The sequence below is a fragment of the Imperialibacter sp. genome (genome assembly GCF_040222385.1).
Taxonomy (GTDB): domain Bacteria; phylum Bacteroidota; class Bacteroidia; order Cytophagales; family Cyclobacteriaceae; genus Imperialibacter.
Genome location: NZ_JAVKDF010000059.1, coordinates 95,084 through 116,502 on the forward strand (window position 1 = coordinate 95,084; position 21,419 = coordinate 116,502).

Here is a 21,419-nt window from a genome sequence, read left to right on the forward strand (position 1 = left end):
GGACACTGAAAGGGTTGGCTAGCGTTAGTGACTTTTGGAACAGACTCTCACGAAAGATTGAAGTGATGTCGCCAACTCCCTCAGGGTTCCTGGCGGAGACCCCAAGGGGATTGCGTCATCCAGAGAACCTGGCAGAGACCCCAAAGGCTCCTACTCCCAAAGGTCAAACTTTTCCAACCTCACCTCCTCACCGAAGAACAGTCTGGTGGTTCCCTCAAAAGAAGCAGTGTAATCAGAAACAAAGAAGTGATTTTCATTAGTCCGGCTGGCAGCCTTCAGGTTATGAAGCTCCAAAAAGCCTTTCAGCGCCCTGGCAACTGTCACCGAAGAATCGATTACCTGCACTTTTCCATTATAGTAGGCTTCCACCTCCTTTTTAATCAATGGATAGTGTGTACAACCCAAAATCAACGCCGATATGTCGGACAGCATTGCCGACGATAGATACTGCTCAATGATGTCATGACTGATGCGGTTGTGCAGAAAGCCCTCTTCTATCATGGGCACAAGCAAGGGCGTTGCCAGCGCCTTGCACTCATTTTTGTTGCCCAAGCTTTGAATCTTTTGCTGGTACACGCCGCTTTGTACGGTAGCCTTAGTCCCTATCAGACCAATGGATGCATCAACGTAGGTTTCCCGCACGTAGTCTACCACCGGGTCGATCACGTTAAATACCTGAGCTTTTTTGCCAGCATACTCTTTCACCAGGTCGTAGGCAGCAGCACTGGCTGAGTTGCAGGCAATCAGAATAAGCTTACACCCCCGCTGAATGAGGAAATCGGCAATGCGAACACTATAGGCCTGAATAGCCGCCACAGACTTCTCGCCATAAGGGAGGTGTGCAGTGTCGCCGAAGTAAATGAGCTGCTCGTCAGGCAGCAGGTCTTTAACGGCACGGGCAACGGTAAGGCCTCCTATGCCGCTGTCGAACATACCAATGGGTGAAGATGAGCGCATGATGCAATTTTGACGCAATATGGGTTTTCTCGGGATGAGTTCATTGAGGAATAGAGAAGAATTTGAGGAGGTTGGGGACTGAAGCGTTGAGGAGGCTGAAGGGGTTGAACAGGTTTATTCCACCAAAGCCGCAGACATGGAGCAAACAAACTTTGCGGCCGGCGTCAGCAGGCTTTCGACTTTGCGAGAGACAAAAAGAAGAAACTCCAACCACCACAGAGAGAGGGAGGGCCACAGAGAAAGAGTCCCGTAGGGACGGAATGTGGGTAACACCAACGGTGGCAACCTGCAACAAGGCTAAAAGTGCCGTAGGTACGACATATAAAAACAACAATACAACCATGGAGCCACTAATCCCCATGAGGGGGAAAACACCAAGGCGCAAAGAAAAAGAGGAAGGTTGAACCCTTGAAGAAGTGTTTCAAGGTGTGTAAAGACACGGCACCTTAACCTCATGGTGCGTAAGACGGAGCAAGAAAGCTTTACGGCATGCCCAGGCAGACTTGCGGCGTTGTGTGAGATAAAAAAGAAGCTACGAAAAAGTATCTCAAGGTGTGTGAAGACACGACACCTTAACCTTTGGGTGCGTGACGGCGACGTACCCTAACCTACAGCCAAAAAAATCCCGACAGGTGTTGACCCATCGGGATTGCAAGTAAAGAGGTGAGTAATTTAAATTGAAATATCAAGGTAAAAAGACTACCGGACACTTCAAAGATAATTATTAGCTTAGCGTGTCAGCGCCATCAAAAGATCATGCTCAGTAATAATGTGCACTTTGTTCGCTTCATCTCTCACCAACAGTGCCTTATTGTCTTTGTTGATCAAAGAAGAGAGCACATCGACTGTGTTGTCCATTCCTACAAACTGAAAGGACGGATCCATTACTTCACTTACAGGTTTGTCTTTGATGCTCGGATCCTGGATCAGGCTATTCAACAGCTTGGTCTCGTGCACACTACCTACAAAATGATCTTTATCCGCCACTGGAAGCTGTGAAATGCCATCAATATTGAAAACTCCGATCACATCGCCCACTTTCATATTCTTGTTGACTGTCGTCAGCTTAGTATAGCCATTGCGGCGCTTGATAATGTCTCTGGCAGTAGCAAATATCCTCTCTTCCAGAAACCCATGGTTGCGCATCCATGCATCGTTGTACACCTTCCCCAGATAGCGAGTACCGTGGTCTGGCAGTATGATCACCATCACGTCGCCGTCTTTCAAATGCTCTTTTGCGTATTCAAGCGCACCGTATGCAGCCGAGCCACACGACCAGCCCACGAAAAGTCCTTCTTCTCTGGCTAATCGCCGGGTCATGATGGCAGCATCCTTGTCTGTTACTTTCACAAAGTGATCGATGGTTGAGAAATCAACATTCTTGGGCAAGATGTCCTCCCCAATACCTTCAGTGAGGTAAGGATACACCTCGTTGGAATCAAAAATACCAGTCTCTTTGTATTTTTTGAACACTGACCCGTAGGTATCAATACCTACTGTGACAATGTCAGCCTTTTGCTCTTTCAGGTATTTACTGGTACCGCTAATGGTTCCTCCTGTGCCGACGCCAGCAGCATAATGCGTTATTTTACCATCCGTGTCTTTCCATATCTCCGGCCCCGTTGACTCATAGTGAGCCTTGTAGTTGGAAAGATTGTCGTACTGATTGGGGTAAAGTGAGTTCGGAATCTCCTTGTTGAGCTTTTTTGCCACAGAGTAGTACGACCTTGGGTCCTCAGGTTCTACATTGGTGGGGCAAACGACCACTTCCGCCCCTACGGCTCGCAGGATGTCTATTTTTTCCTGCGACTGCTTGTCGGCCATGGTAAAGATGCAGCGATAACCTTTGGCGATGGCAACCAGCGCAAGGCCCATGCCCGTGTTCCCGCTCGTGCCTTCTATGATAGTGCCTCCGGGCTTGAGCAGGCCTTCCTTCTCCGCATCTTCGATCATTTTCAATGCAATCCTGTCCTTCACAGAGTTACCAGGATTCATGTATTCGACCTTCACCAGGATGGTACCTTTTATGCCTGCCGACACCTTGTTTAGCTTCACCAATGGGGTGTTTCCTATGGTCTCAACGATATGGTTATAGTAGTTCATCAATTTTGGATTTGTTAAACAAAGTTAGGCAAAACTCATCGGGTTGCGAAAAAGAAATCGGTAACAAATGGTTAAATTGGATAGCGGCACGTGCTGTCTGCGCATTCTTTATATTTGCACACAGAAGCAACGAACATGCGACAAACTTTGACTATAGCCGTGGACTTTGACGGCACCATTGTAGAACATGCTTATCCGAAAATCGGCAAACCCATCCTGTTTGCCGTCGAGACACTCAAAGCGCTGCAAAATCGCAATCACCGGCTAGTGCTTTGGACAATAAGGGAGGGCAAGTATCTGGAAGACGCCATTGCTTACTGTAAAAACCAGGGCCTTACTTTTTATGCAGTTAATGAGACTTTTCCCGGAGAAGGATTTGAAGAAGGACAAAGTCGAAAAGTGAATGTTGATCTATTTATCGACGACCGTAATGTTGGCGGACTGCTTCCCTGGGGTGAAATATGGAAAATGATTGAGGGGGATGAGATGGAAATGGCTAAGGAGGCCTCAAAGAAGGGATTTTTACAAAGGCTTTTTGGTGGCTAAGCAGGTAGAGCCAAAGTAGCACTATATCCTTTCGGTGTCTCTCGAAGAGGACACTGAAAGGATTGGATAAACTGTGGTTGTGCCGACTCCCTCAGGGTTCCTGGCGGAGACCCCAAGGGGCTGCTTTTTCAAACAAGCTTATTATGAAAACGATAGCCTTTTGGTGTCTCTCGAAGAGGACGCTGAAAGGCTTGGATCAAACATGATCCTGCTAACTCCCTCAGGGTTCCTGGCGGAGACCCCAAGGGGATGCTTTTCTAAACAAACTTATCATGAAAACGATAACCTTTTCGTGTCTCTCGAAGAGGACGCTGAAAGGGTTGGATCAAACATGGTCGTGCTAACTCCCTCAGGGTTCCTGGCGGAGACCCCAAGGGGAAGGGGATAATTTTTCAAACAAGCTTAGATGTGGGTAAAGAGTAACAGCCATTGCATCAAAAAAGGCCAGCACTGCGCTGACCTTTCATTCTAATATTCTTGTATATCTAGTCGCCTTTTATCTCCTGCGGCCTACTTTATAGTTGCCTCTATATCTTGAGGAGGCACTTCTTCGGCGGCCTCTTGGCTCAAAGCGAAGATTTACTTTTAGTGAAACGATAGGGCCGGTAATTGACACCGTTTCCACCGTGAAGCTGTTAGGATCTTCCGTAACCGTCGAAAAGGCCTGCTTGTAGCTCCCGATTGGGAATCTGCCTTCAAGTCCAACATCTATATAGTTGGTTACATTGTAAGATACACCTACAAGGGGGTAAAACGAATTCGCCCTCCCTGTATCGGAGCCCTCTTCATCGAGGCCTGTGTTGGCACTCCTTTTATAGGTTCGTTGGATAAAGTTGATTGAGGCACCAGCACCCACGTACGGAAAAATTTTGTCTTTGGCGAGTGTCTGAAATTCATACAAAAAATCAAGAGAAACAGGCATGATCTTGATCTTCAGGTACTCTTCCCTGCTGAGTCCGCCAAGGTTGATGGGATCAGATTGGTCGCTGGTGGAGAACTGGCCCACCGAAAGCCTGCCAAAATAACTATCGTACACCCGGAAACCAACACCTCCACCATAGTACAAACCTCCACCCAGCTTCATATCGAAACCTGTTAGATAGGAGTCATTGTTCCAATAGCCCAGGGAAGGCTTATAGTATCCCCCTTCTACATTGAGGTAGGTAAGAGAGGCCTGTCCAAAGGCAGCTTGCCCGGCAAAAATGAAAAGCACTAGTAAAGCTGGTATAAATCCACGCATACATTTAAAAGTAAGTGGTTTCAATATCTTCTTATCCATTTCAAATCTAACATCAATCGCCGCCTGAAGCACCGCCCTGATTGTGACACGTATTTAGGCCGTCATTCAGCCTGTCTGTCGCTTCCTTAATAGCAGCATTTCTTTTGGTGTTTGCCTCATTGGTCATCGTGGTTTTGGCGGCCGCCGCTTTTGCAAGGTTAGCTGCCAGCTGGTTGGCAATGGCCGTCAATTCGAGATTCAGCAGCAATGTGCTATTATATAAGTTAATGGCGTACATCAACGTATTCAAAATGTTCAATAATTCTACCTCAGCCGGTGTAAAAACAGTGGAGTTGGCTATGCTGGCTGCGAAAGCATCATATTGTGACCTAAATACCAGGTTTCTCTCCGTGTAGCGGGTGTTTGCCGCTGCGATGCTCGTTGTGCGTAGAGCAATGGCTGCTTGAATATTTTCCGAATCTTTGTTACTAACCAACACCAGCTGAGCATTGTAGGCTGAATCGATTTCAGCTACAGTAGTATTATACGCCCGTCGTGCTGCTGCTTCGCAATCAAGCTCTAAAGCATTTACTGCAAATACTTTCGTTTCAATCAACGGCACAGTAACTTCCAATAAACGGCCTCCATCATTCAATACCCGACCCCCAGTAGGCAGGGTCATGGTCGGCACAAGTGGCGCTAGCTGCGGATAGTCTTTCAAAAGACCCTGAATAGTTGCAATCAATGATATCAAGTTACTATTGGGGTCGCTCACTCCATCCTTTACTTGTGTAGGCAGCGAATTGACATTCAAGCCTTTGATGGCATTCTTTTGAGAGGTTGACAGTGCCTGGGTCAATGCTGTAAGCTGATCACGCACAGCAGCGAGGGCCGCAGGATTGGTATTGACGTTTGCCAGGTTGTTACCAAATGAGGTTTGCCCGTCTGTATTCATGGCACCCGGAGTGATGTCATCGGGTGTTACATCTTCCAATGTCACGTCACCCACATCAATCCCCCCTGATGGGAACTCATAATCAAAATTGGGCACGGGGCCTACGATCTGCTGCTCGCAGTCCGAAAAAATCAGCAGCATCGCCACCAATACCGAGCCTTTTAAAAGTATTCGTTTCATTGACTTTGAATTTTGACCCTAACTGACGCCCCTGCCGAAAAGTAATTGACTGAGCCAGTTGATAATAACAACTTTCAAAGCGCAATTTACTAGTAATTTGCTTCTTAAGTTGCAATCTTATCGGATAAATTATAATATTTTAAGTAATGATAATAAATGATTTTTAATAAAAGAAGGATGCAAAGCCCTAAGTGACCTGTCTGTTTGCCGGTACTTCATCAGGCTTTCTCCATCGTTTTGGTTGCGGAGATACTCATAGGTGAACAAAAACTGATTGGCGGGCCGCACCTGAAGGTACTTATTTTTATAAAAAGCCTTTGGAAAAAGCGGCATCGCCCATTGAACGCCCCCATTGAAACCCCTGGCAGAGGCTGTCATATACAGCCCCATCTCGTTGTTGCCAAACTGACGAAACAGTTCTATGCGAGAACCATAGTCTTCATAGAGAAACCGTTCGAAGGAAACCTTCGTCCAGAGGTCGTGTTGTGGAAAGGAATGCATCCACCACACCCCCCCGCTTACATACTCTAGTGGCTCCCGGTACAGCACTCGCTCATCGTAGGCATAGGAGGCCGATAAATTAACAACCACCCCGAAATAGTTCCTCCCAGCTCTGATTACGTAGTCTGCGCTTGCTCCATACTGTCTGTTGAGGAACGTACCGGCAGAGGCAACGAAAAGGTGGTTGGGAACAAAAGATTTGGTATAACTCAGGCTAACCTGACCCGGCCTGCTGCTAAAGCCCAGCCTGCGCTCGAAGTCGTTTTGAATGGGAAAGATCCACTGCACATCGGCGCTGAGGCCAAAAGGCAACAAATAATTAATTTTGGGGGCCAGCGCCAGCTGCGTACGAAAAATATCGAACTCGTCACCAAATTCGGCAAAAACCACCGGGGCTATGGAGATATCCAGCTTATAAGGCCACCCGCCGGCAACCGATGGCTTTGTTCTTCTCAACGATCTATCATCTTTTGTTGCAGCCGTCACGTTGCCTCCGCTCAACGTGGCCCATGGGCTGCCGTACCACATGAGCGTGAGGGCTACCGTGTCCGATTTCACCACCCAATCAGGCAGCTCATTGAGCAGCACCACCGGGTTGCGGTGCAGACGGTACTCTAACGTATAATGTCCTCTTCCCTGCCCGTCTTTGAAATATTGAATGTTCTCCGCACCTTTGGTTTGCAACAGCTCTCTGAGTGAATCAGCAGGCTGAGCAAGCGCCTCCGAAAAGGCAAAGAGCATAACCAACCCTATTGTGATAAAAATATTGCTTCCCAAACGGCGCATGAAAATTGGATTTCTACTCACAAGTATACTGCTTTTTGCAGGAACCCTGCGCCCCTGTCGGGCACAATTTACCCTTACGGGGCAATCTGGCAACTTCCTTGTGCCGGAAGCCCGGGTGATTGGAGATAAAAAAATTGCCTTTGGCAGCAGCTTCAACCCACAAAAAGAGGCCCTCATTCTCTATCCCAGCAGACGAGGGACACACGAAATTCACAACTTTGTTACCCTTGGTTTCCTCCCATTTATGGAGCTTACGTTCAACCTCACTGCTATCATTGATGCTCCCTTAGACTATGGCATAGGTGATCGATCCGGGAGCATGAGATTCCTACTCAAAAAAGAGACCGGTAAGTTTCCAGCTTTGCTTTTTGGAATGTATATCCCGCTGGGCACGAGTAATTTTGTGGATTCCAACTTTATTACAGGCACTAAGCATTTCAATTTAGGTGGCAAGGAGCTCACCCTGTCAGCAGGGGTTGGTATTCCCTGGGTAGTAAGAACGCTGATATTCACAGGATTTGATTCGATCGATATTGTAAGAAAAGAGAATGACTACCAGGTAGGCTTTTTTGGTTCAGCCAGGGTGCCATTATCAAGCTTTTTGCTAGTCTCGGCAGAGTACGAATCCCGCAATGTGAATGTGGGTCTGATGGGGAAGCTTTTTAATGACAAGTGTTTCGCCAAATTGTATACCCTTAACTTCAAAACTGTTGGTTTTGGGGTGAGTTATAGTGGGACGGTGAAGTGAGAGGATGGTTAATGGTTAATGGTTAATGGTTAATGGTTAATGGTTAATGAACCAACGATGGTCCGCCGTTAGCGTTTCTTGAAGGGAAGGCAGAAGGCAATCGGAAAGTAGCAGGAAGGAAAGAGGGGTCTGAATACGGAACACCGGAGACAGGCATCGGTACGGCTAGTACGCCTATTTCGCTGAGACGCCAGACGCCGACGAGATGAGGAAGGGACTCTATCAAACCTGTGTCTTACGGCACTTGCAGGGGGCTAGTGCCCGTACAGACACCTACTTGCAAGTGCTGAAGGGTGTTATATCTACAGTATGGCCATGACAGCCCCATCCTGAAAAGGTACGTGAAGACACGACACCCTAACAATTATCAAAAACCAGGTTGTTCGGCATTTGAAGTCTCGTGATGGGTAGAGACCAGAACGACACCTACTTCCGTTGAGCCTAGGCTCTGTCTGGATGTACAAGATACCTCCACTACGATATGACAGACCATAGTATGCAGTGATGAGCCATCAACTTTCATCGATTCCGTGTCTCACGGCCCTTGCAGGGTTGGCCAGTGGCCGTGCCGACACCTACCCCTCCTTCACGCCGGCCAGCAGGTACAGCACTGCCATACGGATGGCCACGCCATTTTCCACCTGGCCCAGTATAATCGAGTGGTCGGAGTCGGCCACATCGCTGTTGAGTTCTACTCCCCTGTTGATGGGCCCCGGGTGCATGATCACAATCTCTTTGTTGAGGGTGTCGAGCAGCTGCTTATTGATGCCGTAGTATATTGAATACTCCCGTAGCGAGGGGAAGTACTTGATTTGCTGCCTTTCGAGCTGAATGCGTAGCACGTTGGCGACATCGCACCATTCCAGGGCCTTTTTGACATCATACTCTACTTTCACTCCCAGCTCGCCGATGAATTTCGGTATCAGCGTGATAGGCCCACACACCATCACCTCAGCGCCAAGTTTTTTAAGGCAGAAGATATTGGAAAGCGCCACTCTTGAATGCAGGATGTCGCCCATAATGGCTACCTTCTTCCCGGCTACATCGCCAAGTTTTTCTCTTATAGAGAAAGCATCGAGCAGCGCCTGCGTGGGGTGCTCGTGGGTGCCGTCGCCAGCATTGATGATGTTGGCCTTTACGTGCTTTGACAGGAAGTGTGGCGCACCCGGGCTGCTGTGCCGCATTACCACCATGTCCACTTTCATGGCCAGGATATTGTTGACCGTATCGAGCAGGGTTTCCCCTTTTTTGACAGAGCTGGAGGAAGAGGAGAAATTAACAACGTCGGCAGAAAGTCTTTTTTCCGCCAGCTCAAAAGAAAGCCTTGTGCGGGTGGAGTTTTCGAAGAAAACGTTGGCCACGGTGATGTCTCGTAAAGAAGGCACCTTCTTGATTGGCCGGTTGAGTACGTCTTTGAAGTTGTCGGCCGTTTGAAAAATGAGCTGAATATCCTCTTCCGTGATATCTTTGATGCCCAACAAATGGCGGGTACTCAGCTTGCTCATGCCTCGTCCTCCTTTTCCATGATCCAGATATTGTCTTCGGGCATGCCCTGTTCTTTTAGTTCTACTAATATTCGCTGGCTCCTTACCGTGTTGACTCTTCTGCCTACATAAGTTGCCTCCACGGGAATATCCCTGCTATACATGCGGTCGATCAACGTTAGCAACTCCACTTTCTCCGGCCTTCCAAAGCTCACCATAGCGTCGAGGGCTGCCCGCACAGACCTGCCGGTGAACAAAACGTCGTCGATCAGAATGACTTTTTTGCCCTCAATGACAAAGTTTACTTTGGTTTCGTGGGGAGCGATAGGGGCATCCCGGCGACGGAAGTCATCCCTGTGGAAGGTAGTATCCAGGTAGCCAAGAAGGATTTTTTTGTTCAGGAGGGTCTCAAGACTGGTGCTGATTCTTTCAGCAAGAAAGATGCCTCTGGGCTGTAAGCCCATTAAAACGGAGTTGGTAAAATCGCCGTGATTTTCAATAAGTTGCTGACAAAGCCTGTTGATGGTGAACTGTAAAAGACGTCCGTCGAAGAGCAACCGTTTTTGCATGGGGCGAAGTTATGAAAAAATGATTTGATTACGGATTACGGATTGCGGATTTATGATAGAGACGGATTTCGGATAGTCAGATTTTCAGACACTCAGACGGTCGGATGTTCGGATGTTCAGACATTCAGACATTCAGACATTCAGACAGGAGACGGAAGACCGGAGTTAGGAGTTAGGAGTGCGACAACAACCGGTGAACAGAAGGTTGGAGACGGGTGGAGGGGTTTGAGCATTCTACCGGAGAGCCCTGAAAGGGCCCGGACGGAGTGAAATACCTAAAGGATGGCGGTGCAGCCCCATCCGAAAAGGAAAAGGTGCGTGAAGACACGGCACCTTAACAATCAGATTTTCAGACGGTCGGATGTTCAACCTACGCTAAAGCTTCGGTCGACAGGTCGGACTTTCGGATGTTCAGAGTGTCGGACTATCTGAGTGTCTGAATGTCTGACTGTCCTACCTATAAACCACCTTATTAATAAAAAATACGTTGCGGTTGAGGTTCACCCGGTTGTCCTTCAGGTTTTTGATGTCCTGGATGCCGTAGGTGTAAAAGGTTTTTCCATACCACACCGACAAGCCACCCACCTCGTTGTCGCTCACCCTGACCTCATCATCTTCAAATGTGAGTTCAATATCATTGAAAGTTTTGCCTTCGATGATCTCATCAGACTTTATGATTTTGGATCGGATCACATTTTCGAACATGTACAACAAAGCCACCTCGTCACCCGATGTGCTTACATGCACAAACTGCTGCAGATCGTAGCTGGTTACGTCATTGATTTCAAAGGAATTGTCCCAAAGCAACTTACCCGACTTATCGAACGTCATGACAACGGCGTGCGTGTATTTGTATCCCAGAAAATTAGGATTGAAATAGGTATTGCTCCGGCCATAGGTGTAGCCACCAAACCGGTCGTAGCCACTGTAGTTAGAATACCTGGGGTAGTAGGCCTCGCCGTACAAGGTGTATTTATCGCCGTCCTGGATAATGTCGTGCACCAGCAACCGATAGTTGAATTTCACCCGCTTGCCCTGCACCTTCCGCCGACTGATCTTCTCTTTAATCCTCTGCTCACGCTTGGCTCGCATGTAAGAAAAGAAGTTTTCCAGATCGGCATAGTTGTAATAGTCTATCTTCTGCTGCCCATCGTTGCCAACCGTTGCGATATAAAGCCCTCTGGAATACGTCGACCGTTTGTGTCCGTAGGTTCCGGCAATAAACTGCCGATCCATTTCGAGGCGGGCCGGGGCCCCGTTGATCAGGCTCTTGGACTCATCTGGTTGCAACAAAATATTCCTGATCATGTCGCCACTTTCGGAGAATGACCTTACTGAAAGCGTCGTACGCTTGTCAGTGGTTTTTTCACTCATTGTCACAGTGAAAGTTCTCAAGCGGTCGTCGGTTTCCAGTCGCAGGATTTCAGCATAGTCGGCATAAAACCCGGGGACGACCTGCGGCCTTTGGTCAAAAAGGTTGTAGCGGATGATCACCGGGCGGTAGTTGGTGTAGCCACCCATCAATATGGTGCTTCCCACCACTTCAAATTGTGTGAGGTTAACAGGGAACACCGTATTGATATTGAACTTAGTTGTGTCACCTTTTTCCAGGTCCATCCTCATCACCAGTAGCTCCTCCTGCTTGTACTGCTTTTCCCGAATGAGGTAATACATAAAGCCCGGTGAATAATCGTAGCCAATGATGCGGGACGCAAAAGGAAGATACAGCTCTTTTCTCCACTTCATGTCAAGGGCGGTGTCGAGTTTGATAAACTCCCACAGGTAGCCATCCTTATTTTTGTGTTCGGTTTGGTGGTACACCGACAGCCCCTCCTCCTCGCAACTATAAACCACGTAGTCCTCGTAGTTAGTGTTTTTTATCTCAAACTCCACTCTTTTGGGTTGCTCAATAAGCTCACTGGCCTTCTTCTCATCTTTTTTTCGATCCTGAGCCAGCACACCGGCCCCCGTAAGACAGCAAAAAGCCAGCAACGCCGTTAATTGTTTGAGTCGCATATTGACAATAGTCACGTCATCAAAACATTTCATAAAAGCTTGTCCCCAAAAAAAGATTTATGCACGCAAACCGCTACTCTTCCGATTTCTGAATAATTATATCAAATTCTTCCTTTTTCACTGGCTGCACCGACAGTCTCGAAAGCTTAATAAGTGCCATTTCGGACAGTCGCTCGTCTTTCTTGATCTCTCCAAGGCTCACAGGCCTTTTGAGCTTTTGCACCGGCACAAAATCAACCACGACCCAGGTATCTTTTTCTTCAGGCTTGGCCGTCGGGTCAGGGTAATGCTCCTTCGCTACCTTTGCTAATCCCACACACGACTTTTCTTTGACACTGTGATAAAAAAGAGCCAGATCCCCTACCTTCATGTCTTTCATGAAGTTGCGGGCAGCGTAGTTTCTCACACCGTCCCACATGTCGCCTCCCATGCTCACGAATTTGTCCCAGGAAAAAGTTTCGGGTTCAGATTTTATCAGCCAATAGTTCATTTCTATGTTCTTTTTTTGGTTTCACTAGTCAAATGTAACAGACAAAAGTCTCTTCGGTAAACCAGGCGTATGGTATTGCGTAACAAATTCCTTTACCCGGATGTTTTCCTCCGCACGTAGTTTCTCTTTTTTGTTTATAGTAATCTAAGGAATTTTGCCTTAGGAAAATTACTTTTACAATGCCAGTTAACCAAAAACACCTCTCATTTTGGACAACAAAGAAATAATCTCACAGTTCCGCCTCATGGCTTCGCTTATGGAGCTTCATGATGAAAATCAGTTTAAAATTCGTGGCTACACCGGTGCGGTTTTCAACCTTGAAAAGGTAGACAAACCCATCGCCACTATGACGGCAGAGGAAATCGGAGCCCTGGACGGGATCGGCAAGTCGATGGCCGCCAACATCCATCAGCTACTCGAAAAGGGAACGTTTGATGCGCTGGAGGAGCTTCGAGCAGCTACGCCCGCCGGGGTGGTAGAAATGCTTTCCATCAAAGGCATTGGCCCGAAGAAAATAAGGCTGATCTGGAAAGAGCTGGAAATTGAAAGTTTGGACGCCCTGCAAAAAGCCTGTGAGGAAGGAAGGGTCGCCAGCGTGAAGGGTTTTGGTGAGAAGACACAGCAGACTATTCTTGATGGCTTAAAGTACAGAAAGGCGAATGTTGGTAAGCTTCATTTTTCGGAAGCAGAGATGTCTGCCAACCAGTTAATTGATGTCTTAAAGAAAGAACTGGGAGAGAAAGTGCCCACAAGTTTTGTCGGCCCGCTGAGGCGTTTGCTGGAGGTGATCGACACGCTGGAACTATTGGTTGGGTCGCTGAATAATGAGGCGATCATAAAGGCGGTTGAGAAAAGTGGTCTGGGAGAAGTCAGCCTTCAGCAATCGGGGCCCTATTCGATCAGGGGGCACGTGAACGACCCTTATATTACTTTCCATATCCGGCTGTGCGACGAAAAGCAATTCACAGAGAAGCTTTTGCTGTACACCGGCGCACCGCTGCACCTTAATCAAACACTTGCCGAAGGCGCTATACTGCGTGATAAACTGACCGAACGGGCTTTTGCCAGCGAGGAGGAGGCGTATAAGCACGCTGGCCTGGCCTACATAGCCCCGGAGCTAAGAGAAGGGTCGTTCGAAATAGCCCTGGCACAGGAAAACAAGCTGCCCAGGTTGGTAGAAATGAGCGACCTCAGGGGAATTCTTCATAATCATTCCACCTACAGCGACGGAAAGAACACCCTTAAAGAAATGGCCGCCTACTGCAAAGAGCTGGGCTATGAGTACCTGGGCATCAGCGACCACAGCCGCTCAGCCTTTTATGCCAGCGGCCTGGAGGCCAACAGGGTGAAAGACCAGCAGGTAGAGATCGATGCGCTCAATAAAGAGATGGCGCCGTTCCGTATCTTCAAAGGCATAGAATCTGACATTCTACCCGACGGCTCCCTCGACTATGAAACGGAGGTGCTGGCGTCGTTCGATTTTATCGTGGCCTCGGTGCACTCGGTGCTCAACATGGACTTGCAGAAAGCCACCACCCGTTTGCTAAAAGCCATCAAAAACCCATTTACCACCATGCTTGGCCACCCCACTGGCCGACTACTGCTGGAACGCAAGGGCTACCCCATCGACCACAAAACGGTGATTGATGCCTGCGCTGAAGAGGGTGTGATCATCGAAATCAACGCCCACCCCTGGCGCCTTGACCTCGACTGGCGCTGGGTGCACTATGCCATCGAGAAAGGCGTGATGCTTAGCATTAACCCCGACGCCCATGAAACCGAAGGCTACCACGACATGCGTTACGGGCTTTTGGTGGGTAGAAAAGGCGGCCTCACCAAAGAAATGACCTTCAATGCGCTGTCGACAACGGAGGTGGCTGCCCATTTTGAGAAAAGGAAGAAGAGAGCGGCCGAAATGGTGGGTGCCTAAACCTCCATTAGGGTCCCTGGCGGAGACCCCAATGGACTTTGCGTTCTCATCAGGATTCATGGCGGAGGCAGAACGTTAGCGTTGAGTCCATCAGGGTTCCTGGCGGAAACCCCAATGGGCTTAGCGTTCTCATCAGGATTCCTGGTGGAGACACCAATGGGCTTGCATTGAACAAGGTTTATTAACACCGTACAAATAAAAGAAATAGTGAATGAGTCTCCCGCTATTGAAATTATTACCAGTCGTTTTGCCCAAATCAGCTAAATGAAAGTACTCATTCTACGGTTTTCGTCCATTGGCGATATTGTCCTTACCAGTCCGGTGCCAAGGGTGCTAAAAACCCAACTCGACGATGTAGAGGTGCACTATGCCACTATGGCCAGGTTCAAATTTCTCCTGGAAGAGAACCCATATATTGATAAAATCCACGTTCTGGAGAAGGGGGACAAACAACTAATTGAAGAACTTAAGAAAGAAGACTTCGATTATGTCATTGACCTCCACCACAATTTGAGAACACTGAGGATCAAGTGGGCATTGAAGACGAAGGCCTACGCTGTGGATAAGCTCAACTGGCAAAAATACCTGATGGTCAACTTCAAGATCAATAAATTGCCCAACCGCCATATTGTTGACCGCTACCTCGACACCATACAGGCATTGGGTGCTAAACCTGACCAGCTGGGTCTGGACTATTTTATTCCAGACAAAGACGAGGTAGATATCACCTGGCTGCCAGAAAGCCACCGCCACGGATTTATTACCTACGCTATCGGTGGCCAGCACGGCACCAAAAAGCTACCGGTAAAGCGCATGATTGAGCTCTGCGACCGCATCAACAAACCTGTGATTCTGCTGGGAGGGAAAGAAGATGCTGAGGCTGGTGAGGAAATAGCACGGTTCTTCGAACGAACGCAAAACTCAAGTGGCTACGAGGAGTCGTTGAAAGAGCTGGGTAAAAAAACAGAAATATTCAATGGTTGCGGTAAATTCAATTTCAACCAGTCGGCGTCGCTGGTGAAGCAGTCGAGCGTTGTTTTTTCGCACGACACCGGTCTTATGCACGTGGCCGCAGCTTTTGGAAAAACGGTCTACAGCATTTGGGGCAACACCATTCCGTCGTTTGGCATGTACCCGTACCGAACAAAATTTATTGTATTTGAAAACAACAAGATCAAGTGCAGGCCCTGCTCCAAGATAGGTTTTGACAAATGCCCAAAGGGTCATTTTAAGTGTATGAACGACCTCGTTTTTGATTTCTATATTCCCTAGTTTGGCTCCACGATATGAAGACGATCTATCTGGTACGGCACGCAAAATCGAGTTGGGACTTCCCCGAACTGGACGACTTTCAAAGGCCATTAAGCAGCCGGGGCAAGGCAGATGCTCCCCGAATGGGCAAGTTCCTTAATGACCAGCAAGTTCACCCTGACCTTGTGGTGAGTAGTCCGGCGGAACGAGCCATCAAAACTGCTAAAAAGGTGGTAGCTGAGCTTGGCATTGACAAAAGAGAGATCATCACTGACAAATCTGTTTATCATGCCTGGCCGGATAGGTTGCTGAAGGTAATTGTTGAGCTGGACGACCAGCACACGTCAGTGATGTTATTCGGGCACAACCCAGGGCTTACTGAGTTTGCCAACCAACTGGCAGGAGCATCCATCGAAAATATACCAACCACAGGGGCTGTCGGCATTTCTTTCGAGGTCAACTACTGGCGGGATATTGGCTACGAGGCAGGTAAGCTGCTTTTCTTCCATTACCCAAAGGGCTTGAAGTAAAGAGGGCGCTCTTGTGCTGATGGATAGTGCGACCTCTTTACCCTGGGTACCGACAGCGATTTCCTGGTGAAAAGTAAAGAGGGCGCTCTTGTGCTGATGGATAGAGCGACCTCTTTACCCAGGCTACCGATGCCGATTGCTTACTAAAGGATATACCTGCTCAAATCCTTGTTCTTCACCAACCCTGACAACTTCTCGTTGACCATCTCTTTGGTAATTACGAGCTTGGAATTCGGGCCGATTTTGTCGGGGATATCAAATAGAAACTCATTCAACAATCGGCTCATCACGGTGTGCAGCCTCCTGGCACCTATATTCTCCACTTCGGAGTTGATGGTGAAAGCAGTGTCGGCTAACTCCTCGAGTGCTTCATCGCTGAAGGTGAGTTCCACATCTTCCGACTTCAGCAGCGCTTCATATTGCTTGGTGAGGGCATTTTTTGGTTCTCTCAAGATGCGGAGGAAGTCACCCTTGGTGAGGTTTTCAAGTTCTACCCTGATGGGGAAACGCCCCTGAAGCTCAGGAATAAGGTCTGAGGGCTTTGACACGTGAAAAGCTCCTGCAGCCATGAAAAGGATGTGCTCAGTATTGATGACGCCGTATTTGGTATTGACAGCGCTTCCTTCCACAATGGGCAGGAGGTCTCGCTGCACGCCTTCCCGGCTTACATCCGCACCGCCGCCCTTACCTGCGCTGCTGGCGATCTTGTCAATCTCGTCAATGAAGATAATGCCAGAATTCTGTGCTTTCTCGATGGCTTCTTCCTTCACCTCGTCCATGTCGATCAGCTTGTGCACCTCTTCTTCCAGCAAGAGTTTCTTCGCTTCAGCTATCGTCACTTTTCTTTTCTTGTTCTTTTTTGGCAGCATGTTGCCCAGCATCTCCTGTAGGTTCATCATGCTCACCTCATCCATCATGCCGCCGCCAATCATGCCCACATTCCCCTGACCAGGCGCCTTCACGTTGATTTCTATTTTGCGGTCGTCGAGCTCACCGTTCCTTATCTTCTCACGGAACCTCTCCCGAGTTCTTTCATTGAGCTCCTCGTCATTCTCAGGTGTAATGTCAATGGCATTGTCTGCGCCTGAAGCGCCAGCCGGCTGCCTCGAAGGAGCGGACTTCATCGGAGGTATCAAAGCATCGAGAATAATGCCTTCGACAGCAAGCTCCGCTTTCCCTTTTACCTCTTCTTTTTTGCTCTGCTTCACCATGTTAACGGCCTGCTCCACCAGGTCTCGCACCATGCTTTCCACATCACGGCCCACATAACCCACTTCGGTAAACTTGGATGCCTCTACTTTGGTAAAAGGAGCATCAGCAAGCTTGGCCAGTCGGCGGGCGATTTCTGTTTTACCAACTCCCGTGGCGCCAATCATCAGAATATTGTTAGGCACAATTTCTCCTTTGATGTCTTCATGGCTATGCATGCGTCGCCACCTGTTTCTGAGCGCAATTGCCACGTTTCTCTTGGCGTCGTCCTGGCCTATGATGTACTTATCGAGCTCGGCTACAATTTGCCTCGGGGTCAAATATTTGTTCTGATCTATCATGATGCTGATTTTCGCTTATGAAATAGTCGGTTCACATTGTGGCTGACAGTAAAGTGAGTATTTCCACCCACCACGTGGTAGTGCGACCGGGCTACTGTTAATTCAAATGATTTAATTTTTATCCAAACGCCAACTGAAAAGCCGGGACTTCCACCGGCCTGCTCCAGTTTTAGTTCTCTTCTTATTCTATGGTTGTATCCCGCCAATACGTGGAAATTAGGGCCAAACAAAAACTCGGTGCCTATGTTTACCCGGGTAAATATTTTAGTAAACGTGCCTGGTGCAGCTTCGTTGAAGTTCACCCTGCTGTCAGGTTCAAAGTATACCAGGTTCTGCTTGGGGAGATTGGTGCCCGTGAATGAGAAAATCACCGGCATTTGCTCAGGTTTGAAGCTCATTCCAAGCTGAACATCAAAAGGTAGCCTGGTTTTCTCCTCTGCATACCTTCCAAGTGCGAAGCCGGCATTTTTTATCACCAACCCAACACTTAACGACTTACGAGGGTGCTGAAATACACCACCAATGTCTGCCATGAGTGCTGAAGAACGGAAGCCAGCAATGCTCGATACAGCCAGTTGCGGAGCCACCCCCATCAGAAACGGGCCCATTCTGTGGCTCAGCGATACCCCCACGGCATATTCACTGGCATTGAAAGTGCCCAGGTAGTTGCCAGCCTCGTCGTAGCTATCGAAGTTTCCATGGCTGAGGTGCGTGAGGCCAACTGCCGCTTTCCCAACCGCTTTGGTGTCAAAAGCATAGGCCACCTGACTATATTTGCTGCCCCCGTAAAAGTTGACGTAGGAAATAGAAATATCACCAGCTGCTACCGAGTCGAGCAGTGCCGGGTTATAAAAAACCCAGTTCAGGTCGCCCCGATTTTGGGATACATTGTAGCCCCCAAGCGCAGCTGCTCTCGCATTTACGGGCGTATTGAGGAATTGAAAGGAGTCTTTGCCACCAATTTGCGCATACCCCGCATCCATCATTACTAGCAAAAGCAACAAAATGATACCAAGGGTATTTAGGTGGCTCCCTCTCATAAATCCTCAACGGTGGCCATTTCTTTGGCCAATCCTTTAATAGGCCAAAGATGCGTAGCCCCTTCCACCTTCGATTTGAGCAGCGCCAGCTTCAACACCTCGTCCACATTGTCGACGTAGTTAATCTTGAGGTTCTCGATATAATTAGGCTCAATTTCTTCTATGTCCTTGCGGTTTCGGCTGCTCAGGATGATCTCCTCTATGCCAGCACGCCTGGCAGCTAGTATTTTCTCCTTGATGCCTCCCACAGGAAGCACCTTTCCCCTGAGGGTGATTTCTCCGGTCATGGCCAGCTTGTCTTTCACTCTTCGCTGTGTATAAATCGACGCCAGCGATGTCAGCATGGTAATCCCCGCCGACGGCCCGTCCTTAGGCACTGCGCCAGCTGGCACGTGTACATGCAGGTCGTAATGATCAAAAACCTGGTGGTCGATGTCGAGCTTATGGGCGTTCGACTTAAGGTACGACAACGCAGCCACGGCCGACTCCTTCATCACATCGCCTAGTTGGCCAGATAGTGTCAATTTGCCTTTGCCCCTGCTGAGCGACGATTCGATGAACAAAATCTCCCCTCCCACCTGTGTCCACGCAAGGCCAGTAACCACACCCGGGTGTGTATTGTCCGAATAGACCTCTTTATCAAAGATTTCAGCTCCCAAAATTTTGCGTACTTCCTTTCCTTTGATAGTCTTGGTGTAGGCCTCCTCCATGGCGATCGATTTGGCAGTATTTCTGATCACCGTAGCAATTCTCCGCTCGAGTGTTCGTACGCCAGATTCTCTCGTATAGTCATCTATAATTTTTCCAACAGCCTCGTCGGTAAATTTAATCTGAGACGCCTTTACGCCATGCTCTTTTCGCTGCTTGGGAATCAGGTGTTGCTTGGCGATTTCTATTTTCTCCTCGAGGGTGTACCCCGTGATCTCTATGATCTCCATCCTGTCTCTCAAAGCAGGTTGGATGGTCTCCAGTGTGTTGGCAGTAGCGACAAACAGCACCTTTGATAGATCGTAGCCCACTTCAAGGTAGTTGTCAGTGAAGCTATTGTTTTGCTCCGGATCGAGCACCTCCAAAAGTGCGGAAGATGGATCGCCCCGGAAATTTGAACTTACTTTATCGATTTCATCAAGGATAAAAACAGGGTTTGACGATTTGGCCTTCGATACGTTGCCAACAATCTTTCCCGGCATGGCACCAATATAAGTTTTTCTGTGGCCCCTGACTTCCGCCTCGTCGTGCACACCACCCAGCGACATCCTGACATAATGTCGGTCGAGCGACCTGGCGATTGACCTTCCCAACGAAGTTTTCCCGACACCAGGGGGGCCATAAAGACAAAGGATAGGGCTTTTCATGTCGCCCTTGAGCTTCAACACAGCCAGGTATTCAAGGATTCTCTCCTTCACCTTTTTCATCCCATAGTGATCTTCATCGAGAATCTTCCGGGCTCTTTTCAGGTCAAAATTGTCCTGCGTATATTCATTCCAGGGCAAGTGAACCATAAAATCGACATAGTTCATCGCCACCGGAAACTCAGCGGCGGCGGGGTTCATCCTGGAAATTTTGTCCAACTCTTTGAAGAAGTGCTGCTTCACCTCCTCATCCCATTTTTTCTCTGCACCCAGCTTTCTCAGCTCCTGAATATCTTTTTCCGGGCCGTCGTACCCCAATTCATTCTGGAGTACTTTGATTTGCTGGCGGAGGTAGTAGTCTCGCTGCTGTTGATCGATATCGGAATGTACCTTATTTTGGATCTCCTGCTTGATCTCAAGCATTTGAATGTCCTTCAGCATGTACTCCAACAGCAATTCAGCCCTTTTTATACCCTCGTGGGTTTCCAGTAGTTTCTGCTTATCAGCTACATCGGCATTTACATTGGAGGAAAGAAAATGGGTGAGAAAACTGCCGTTGTCGATATTCCCAAGGGCTGCATGGGCCTCCTTAGGTATCTCAGGATTCAGCTTCATTACTTTATAAGCTGCATCCTTTAGCGACTGAATAAGCGCTTTGGTTTCTTTGCTCGACTTGCCAGGAAACTTCTCTGCAAGCAGCTTAACCCTGGCACTGATATAGGGATCCTCCTGAATAATGCTTTCTACCTCAAACCGGCTCTTGCCTTGAATAATGATGGTCGTGTTGCCATCTGGCATAACGAGCATTTTCAATATGCGGGCAATGGTACCCACAGTATATAGATCGTCTGATTTAGGCTCTTCAGCTTTTCTGTTCTTCTGAGCCAGCACACCAATAATTTTGCTGCCTTTATAGGCTTTTTTCACCAGCCGGATCGACTTCTGCCGGCTCACCGTGATCGGAATAACCACCCCCGGATACAAAACGGTGTTTTTTATCGGCAGAATAGGCACCTCATCAGGCACATCCTCCGGCTTCAAATCCTCCTCCAGGTCAGCTGACACTAGCTGTATAATATCCCCTGATTCGTCTTCTTGTATTTCCGACAAAAAAGCTACTGCTAGTTCTTTCTCTTTATTGCTGTTCATAATTATCTAACGCTCTCGATATGCCAATCTGACATTAAATGACCCAGATAGGTGTAAAATTCA

The 21,419-nt window shown here is 48.3% G+C and carries 18 protein-coding genes; 6 read left to right on the plus strand and 12 right to left on the minus strand.

Annotated features, from left to right (window positions below):
- Window positions 1-150 precede the first annotated feature (150 nt).
- Window positions 151-957 (minus strand): glutamate racemase, encoded by an 807-nt coding sequence (gene murI / locus RIG68_RS27905; RefSeq protein ID WP_350130201.1) that lies wholly within the window; start codon window positions 955-957, stop codon window positions 151-153.
- A gap of 729 nt (window positions 958-1,686) precedes the next feature.
- A complete protein-coding gene (locus tag RIG68_RS27910) occupies window positions 1,687-3,060 on the minus strand; it encodes a cystathionine beta-synthase (RefSeq protein WP_350130203.1) in 1,374 nt (457 codons plus the stop codon).
- Window positions 3,061-3,195: 135 nt separating this feature from the next.
- On the opposite strand from RIG68_RS27910, the gene RIG68_RS27915 reads away from it, so the two are divergent.
- Together RIG68_RS27915 and RIG68_RS27920 are read left to right on the plus strand one after the other, a co-directional pair.
- A complete protein-coding gene (locus RIG68_RS27915) occupies window positions 3,196-3,606 on the plus strand; it encodes a BT0820 family HAD-type phosphatase (protein WP_350130205.1) in 411 nt (136 codons plus the stop codon).
- Window positions 3,607-3,685: 79 nt separating this feature from the next.
- Window positions 3,686-3,994 carry a hypothetical protein gene (locus RIG68_RS27920; RefSeq protein ID WP_350130206.1) on the plus strand — a complete coding sequence of 103 codons (309 nt, stop codon included), beginning with the start codon at window positions 3,686-3,688 and terminating at the stop codon, window positions 3,992-3,994.
- Window positions 3,995-4,102: 108 nt separating this feature from the next.
- Here the strand turns inward: RIG68_RS27920 and RIG68_RS27925 are convergent, their stop codons facing one another.
- The 3 genes from RIG68_RS27925 to RIG68_RS27935 all read right to left on the minus strand — a co-directional run bounded on the left by RIG68_RS27925 (window position 4,103) and on the right by RIG68_RS27935 (window position 7,247).
- Window positions 4,103-4,846 carry an outer membrane beta-barrel protein gene (locus tag RIG68_RS27925; RefSeq protein ID WP_350130208.1) on the minus strand — a complete coding sequence of 248 codons (744 nt, stop codon included), beginning with the start codon at window positions 4,844-4,846 and terminating at the stop codon, window positions 4,103-4,105.
- A gap of 52 nt (window positions 4,847-4,898) precedes the next feature.
- Window positions 4,899-5,960 (minus strand): hypothetical protein, encoded by a 1,062-nt coding sequence (locus RIG68_RS27930; RefSeq protein ID WP_350130210.1) that lies wholly within the window; start codon window positions 5,958-5,960, stop codon window positions 4,899-4,901.
- Window positions 5,961-6,089: 129 nt separating this feature from the next.
- Window positions 6,090-7,247 carry a hypothetical protein gene (locus RIG68_RS27935; RefSeq protein ID WP_350130212.1) on the minus strand — a complete coding sequence of 386 codons (1,158 nt, stop codon included), beginning with the start codon at window positions 7,245-7,247 and terminating at the stop codon, window positions 6,090-6,092.
- Here RIG68_RS27935 and RIG68_RS27940 point away from each other — a divergent pair.
- Window positions 7,246-7,995, plus strand: coding sequence for a hypothetical protein (locus tag RIG68_RS27940; protein ID WP_350130214.1), 750 nt, complete (start codon window positions 7,246-7,248; stop codon window positions 7,993-7,995). The genes RIG68_RS27935 and RIG68_RS27940 overlap by 2 nt on opposite strands.
- Window positions 7,996-8,570: 575 nt before the next feature.
- Here the strand turns inward: RIG68_RS27940 and RIG68_RS27945 are convergent.
- From RIG68_RS27945 to RIG68_RS27960, 4 genes are all read right to left on the minus strand, one after another.
- Window positions 8,571-9,500 (minus strand): aspartate carbamoyltransferase catalytic subunit, encoded by a 930-nt coding sequence (locus tag RIG68_RS27945; RefSeq protein WP_151999695.1) that lies wholly within the window; start codon window positions 9,498-9,500, stop codon window positions 8,571-8,573.
- On the minus strand, window positions 9,497-10,048 hold the full coding sequence (gene pyrR / locus RIG68_RS27950) for a bifunctional pyr operon transcriptional regulator/uracil phosphoribosyltransferase PyrR (protein WP_151999694.1): 552 nt from the start codon (window positions 10,046-10,048) through the stop codon (window positions 9,497-9,499). The genes RIG68_RS27945 and pyrR overlap by 4 nt, the downstream gene beginning before the upstream one ends.
- Before the next feature lie 453 nt (window positions 10,049-10,501).
- Complete coding sequence (locus RIG68_RS27955; protein ID WP_350130216.1) at window positions 10,502-12,097, minus strand: hypothetical protein; 1,596 nt, start codon at window positions 12,095-12,097, stop codon at window positions 10,502-10,504.
- 40 nt (window positions 12,098-12,137) lie between these two features.
- A complete protein-coding gene (locus tag RIG68_RS27960) occupies window positions 12,138-12,554 on the minus strand; it encodes an EVE domain-containing protein (protein WP_350130218.1) in 417 nt (138 codons plus the stop codon).
- Window positions 12,555-12,762: 208 nt separating this feature from the next.
- Between RIG68_RS27960 and RIG68_RS27965 the strand changes: the two genes are divergently transcribed.
- The 3 genes from RIG68_RS27965 (at window position 12,763) to RIG68_RS27975 (ending at window position 16,265) form a co-directional block, all read left to right on the plus strand.
- Window positions 12,763-14,484, plus strand: a complete 1,722-nt coding sequence (locus RIG68_RS27965) for a helix-hairpin-helix domain-containing protein (RefSeq protein ID WP_350130220.1) — start codon at window positions 12,763-12,765, stop codon at window positions 14,482-14,484.
- Window positions 14,485-14,748: 264 nt separating this feature from the next.
- Window positions 14,749-15,756, plus strand: a complete 1,008-nt coding sequence (locus RIG68_RS27970) for a glycosyltransferase family 9 protein (protein ID WP_350130222.1) — start codon at window positions 14,749-14,751, stop codon at window positions 15,754-15,756.
- A 14-nt stretch (window positions 15,757-15,770) separates the two neighbouring features.
- A complete protein-coding gene (locus RIG68_RS27975) occupies window positions 15,771-16,265 on the plus strand; it encodes a SixA phosphatase family protein (RefSeq protein WP_350129710.1) in 495 nt (164 codons plus the stop codon).
- A gap of 143 nt (window positions 16,266-16,408) precedes the next feature.
- Here RIG68_RS27975 and hslU read toward each other — a convergent pair whose 3' ends face one another.
- Genes hslU through lon form a run of 3 tightly spaced genes read right to left on the minus strand, consistent with a single transcriptional unit; the run spans window position 16,409 to window position 21,356 of the window.
- Window positions 16,409-17,815, minus strand: coding sequence for an ATP-dependent protease ATPase subunit HslU (gene hslU / locus RIG68_RS27980; protein WP_350130224.1), 1,407 nt, complete (start codon window positions 17,813-17,815; stop codon window positions 16,409-16,411).
- On the minus strand, window positions 17,812-18,855 hold the full coding sequence (gene porQ / locus RIG68_RS27985) for a type IX secretion system protein PorQ (protein WP_350130226.1): 1,044 nt from the start codon (window positions 18,853-18,855) through the stop codon (window positions 17,812-17,814). The genes hslU and porQ overlap by 4 nt, the downstream gene beginning before the upstream one ends.
- Complete coding sequence (gene lon, locus RIG68_RS27990) at window positions 18,852-21,356, minus strand: endopeptidase La (protein WP_350130228.1); 2,505 nt, start codon at window positions 21,354-21,356, stop codon at window positions 18,852-18,854. The genes porQ and lon overlap by 4 nt, the downstream gene beginning before the upstream one ends.
- Window positions 21,357-21,419: the final 63 nt, after the last annotated feature.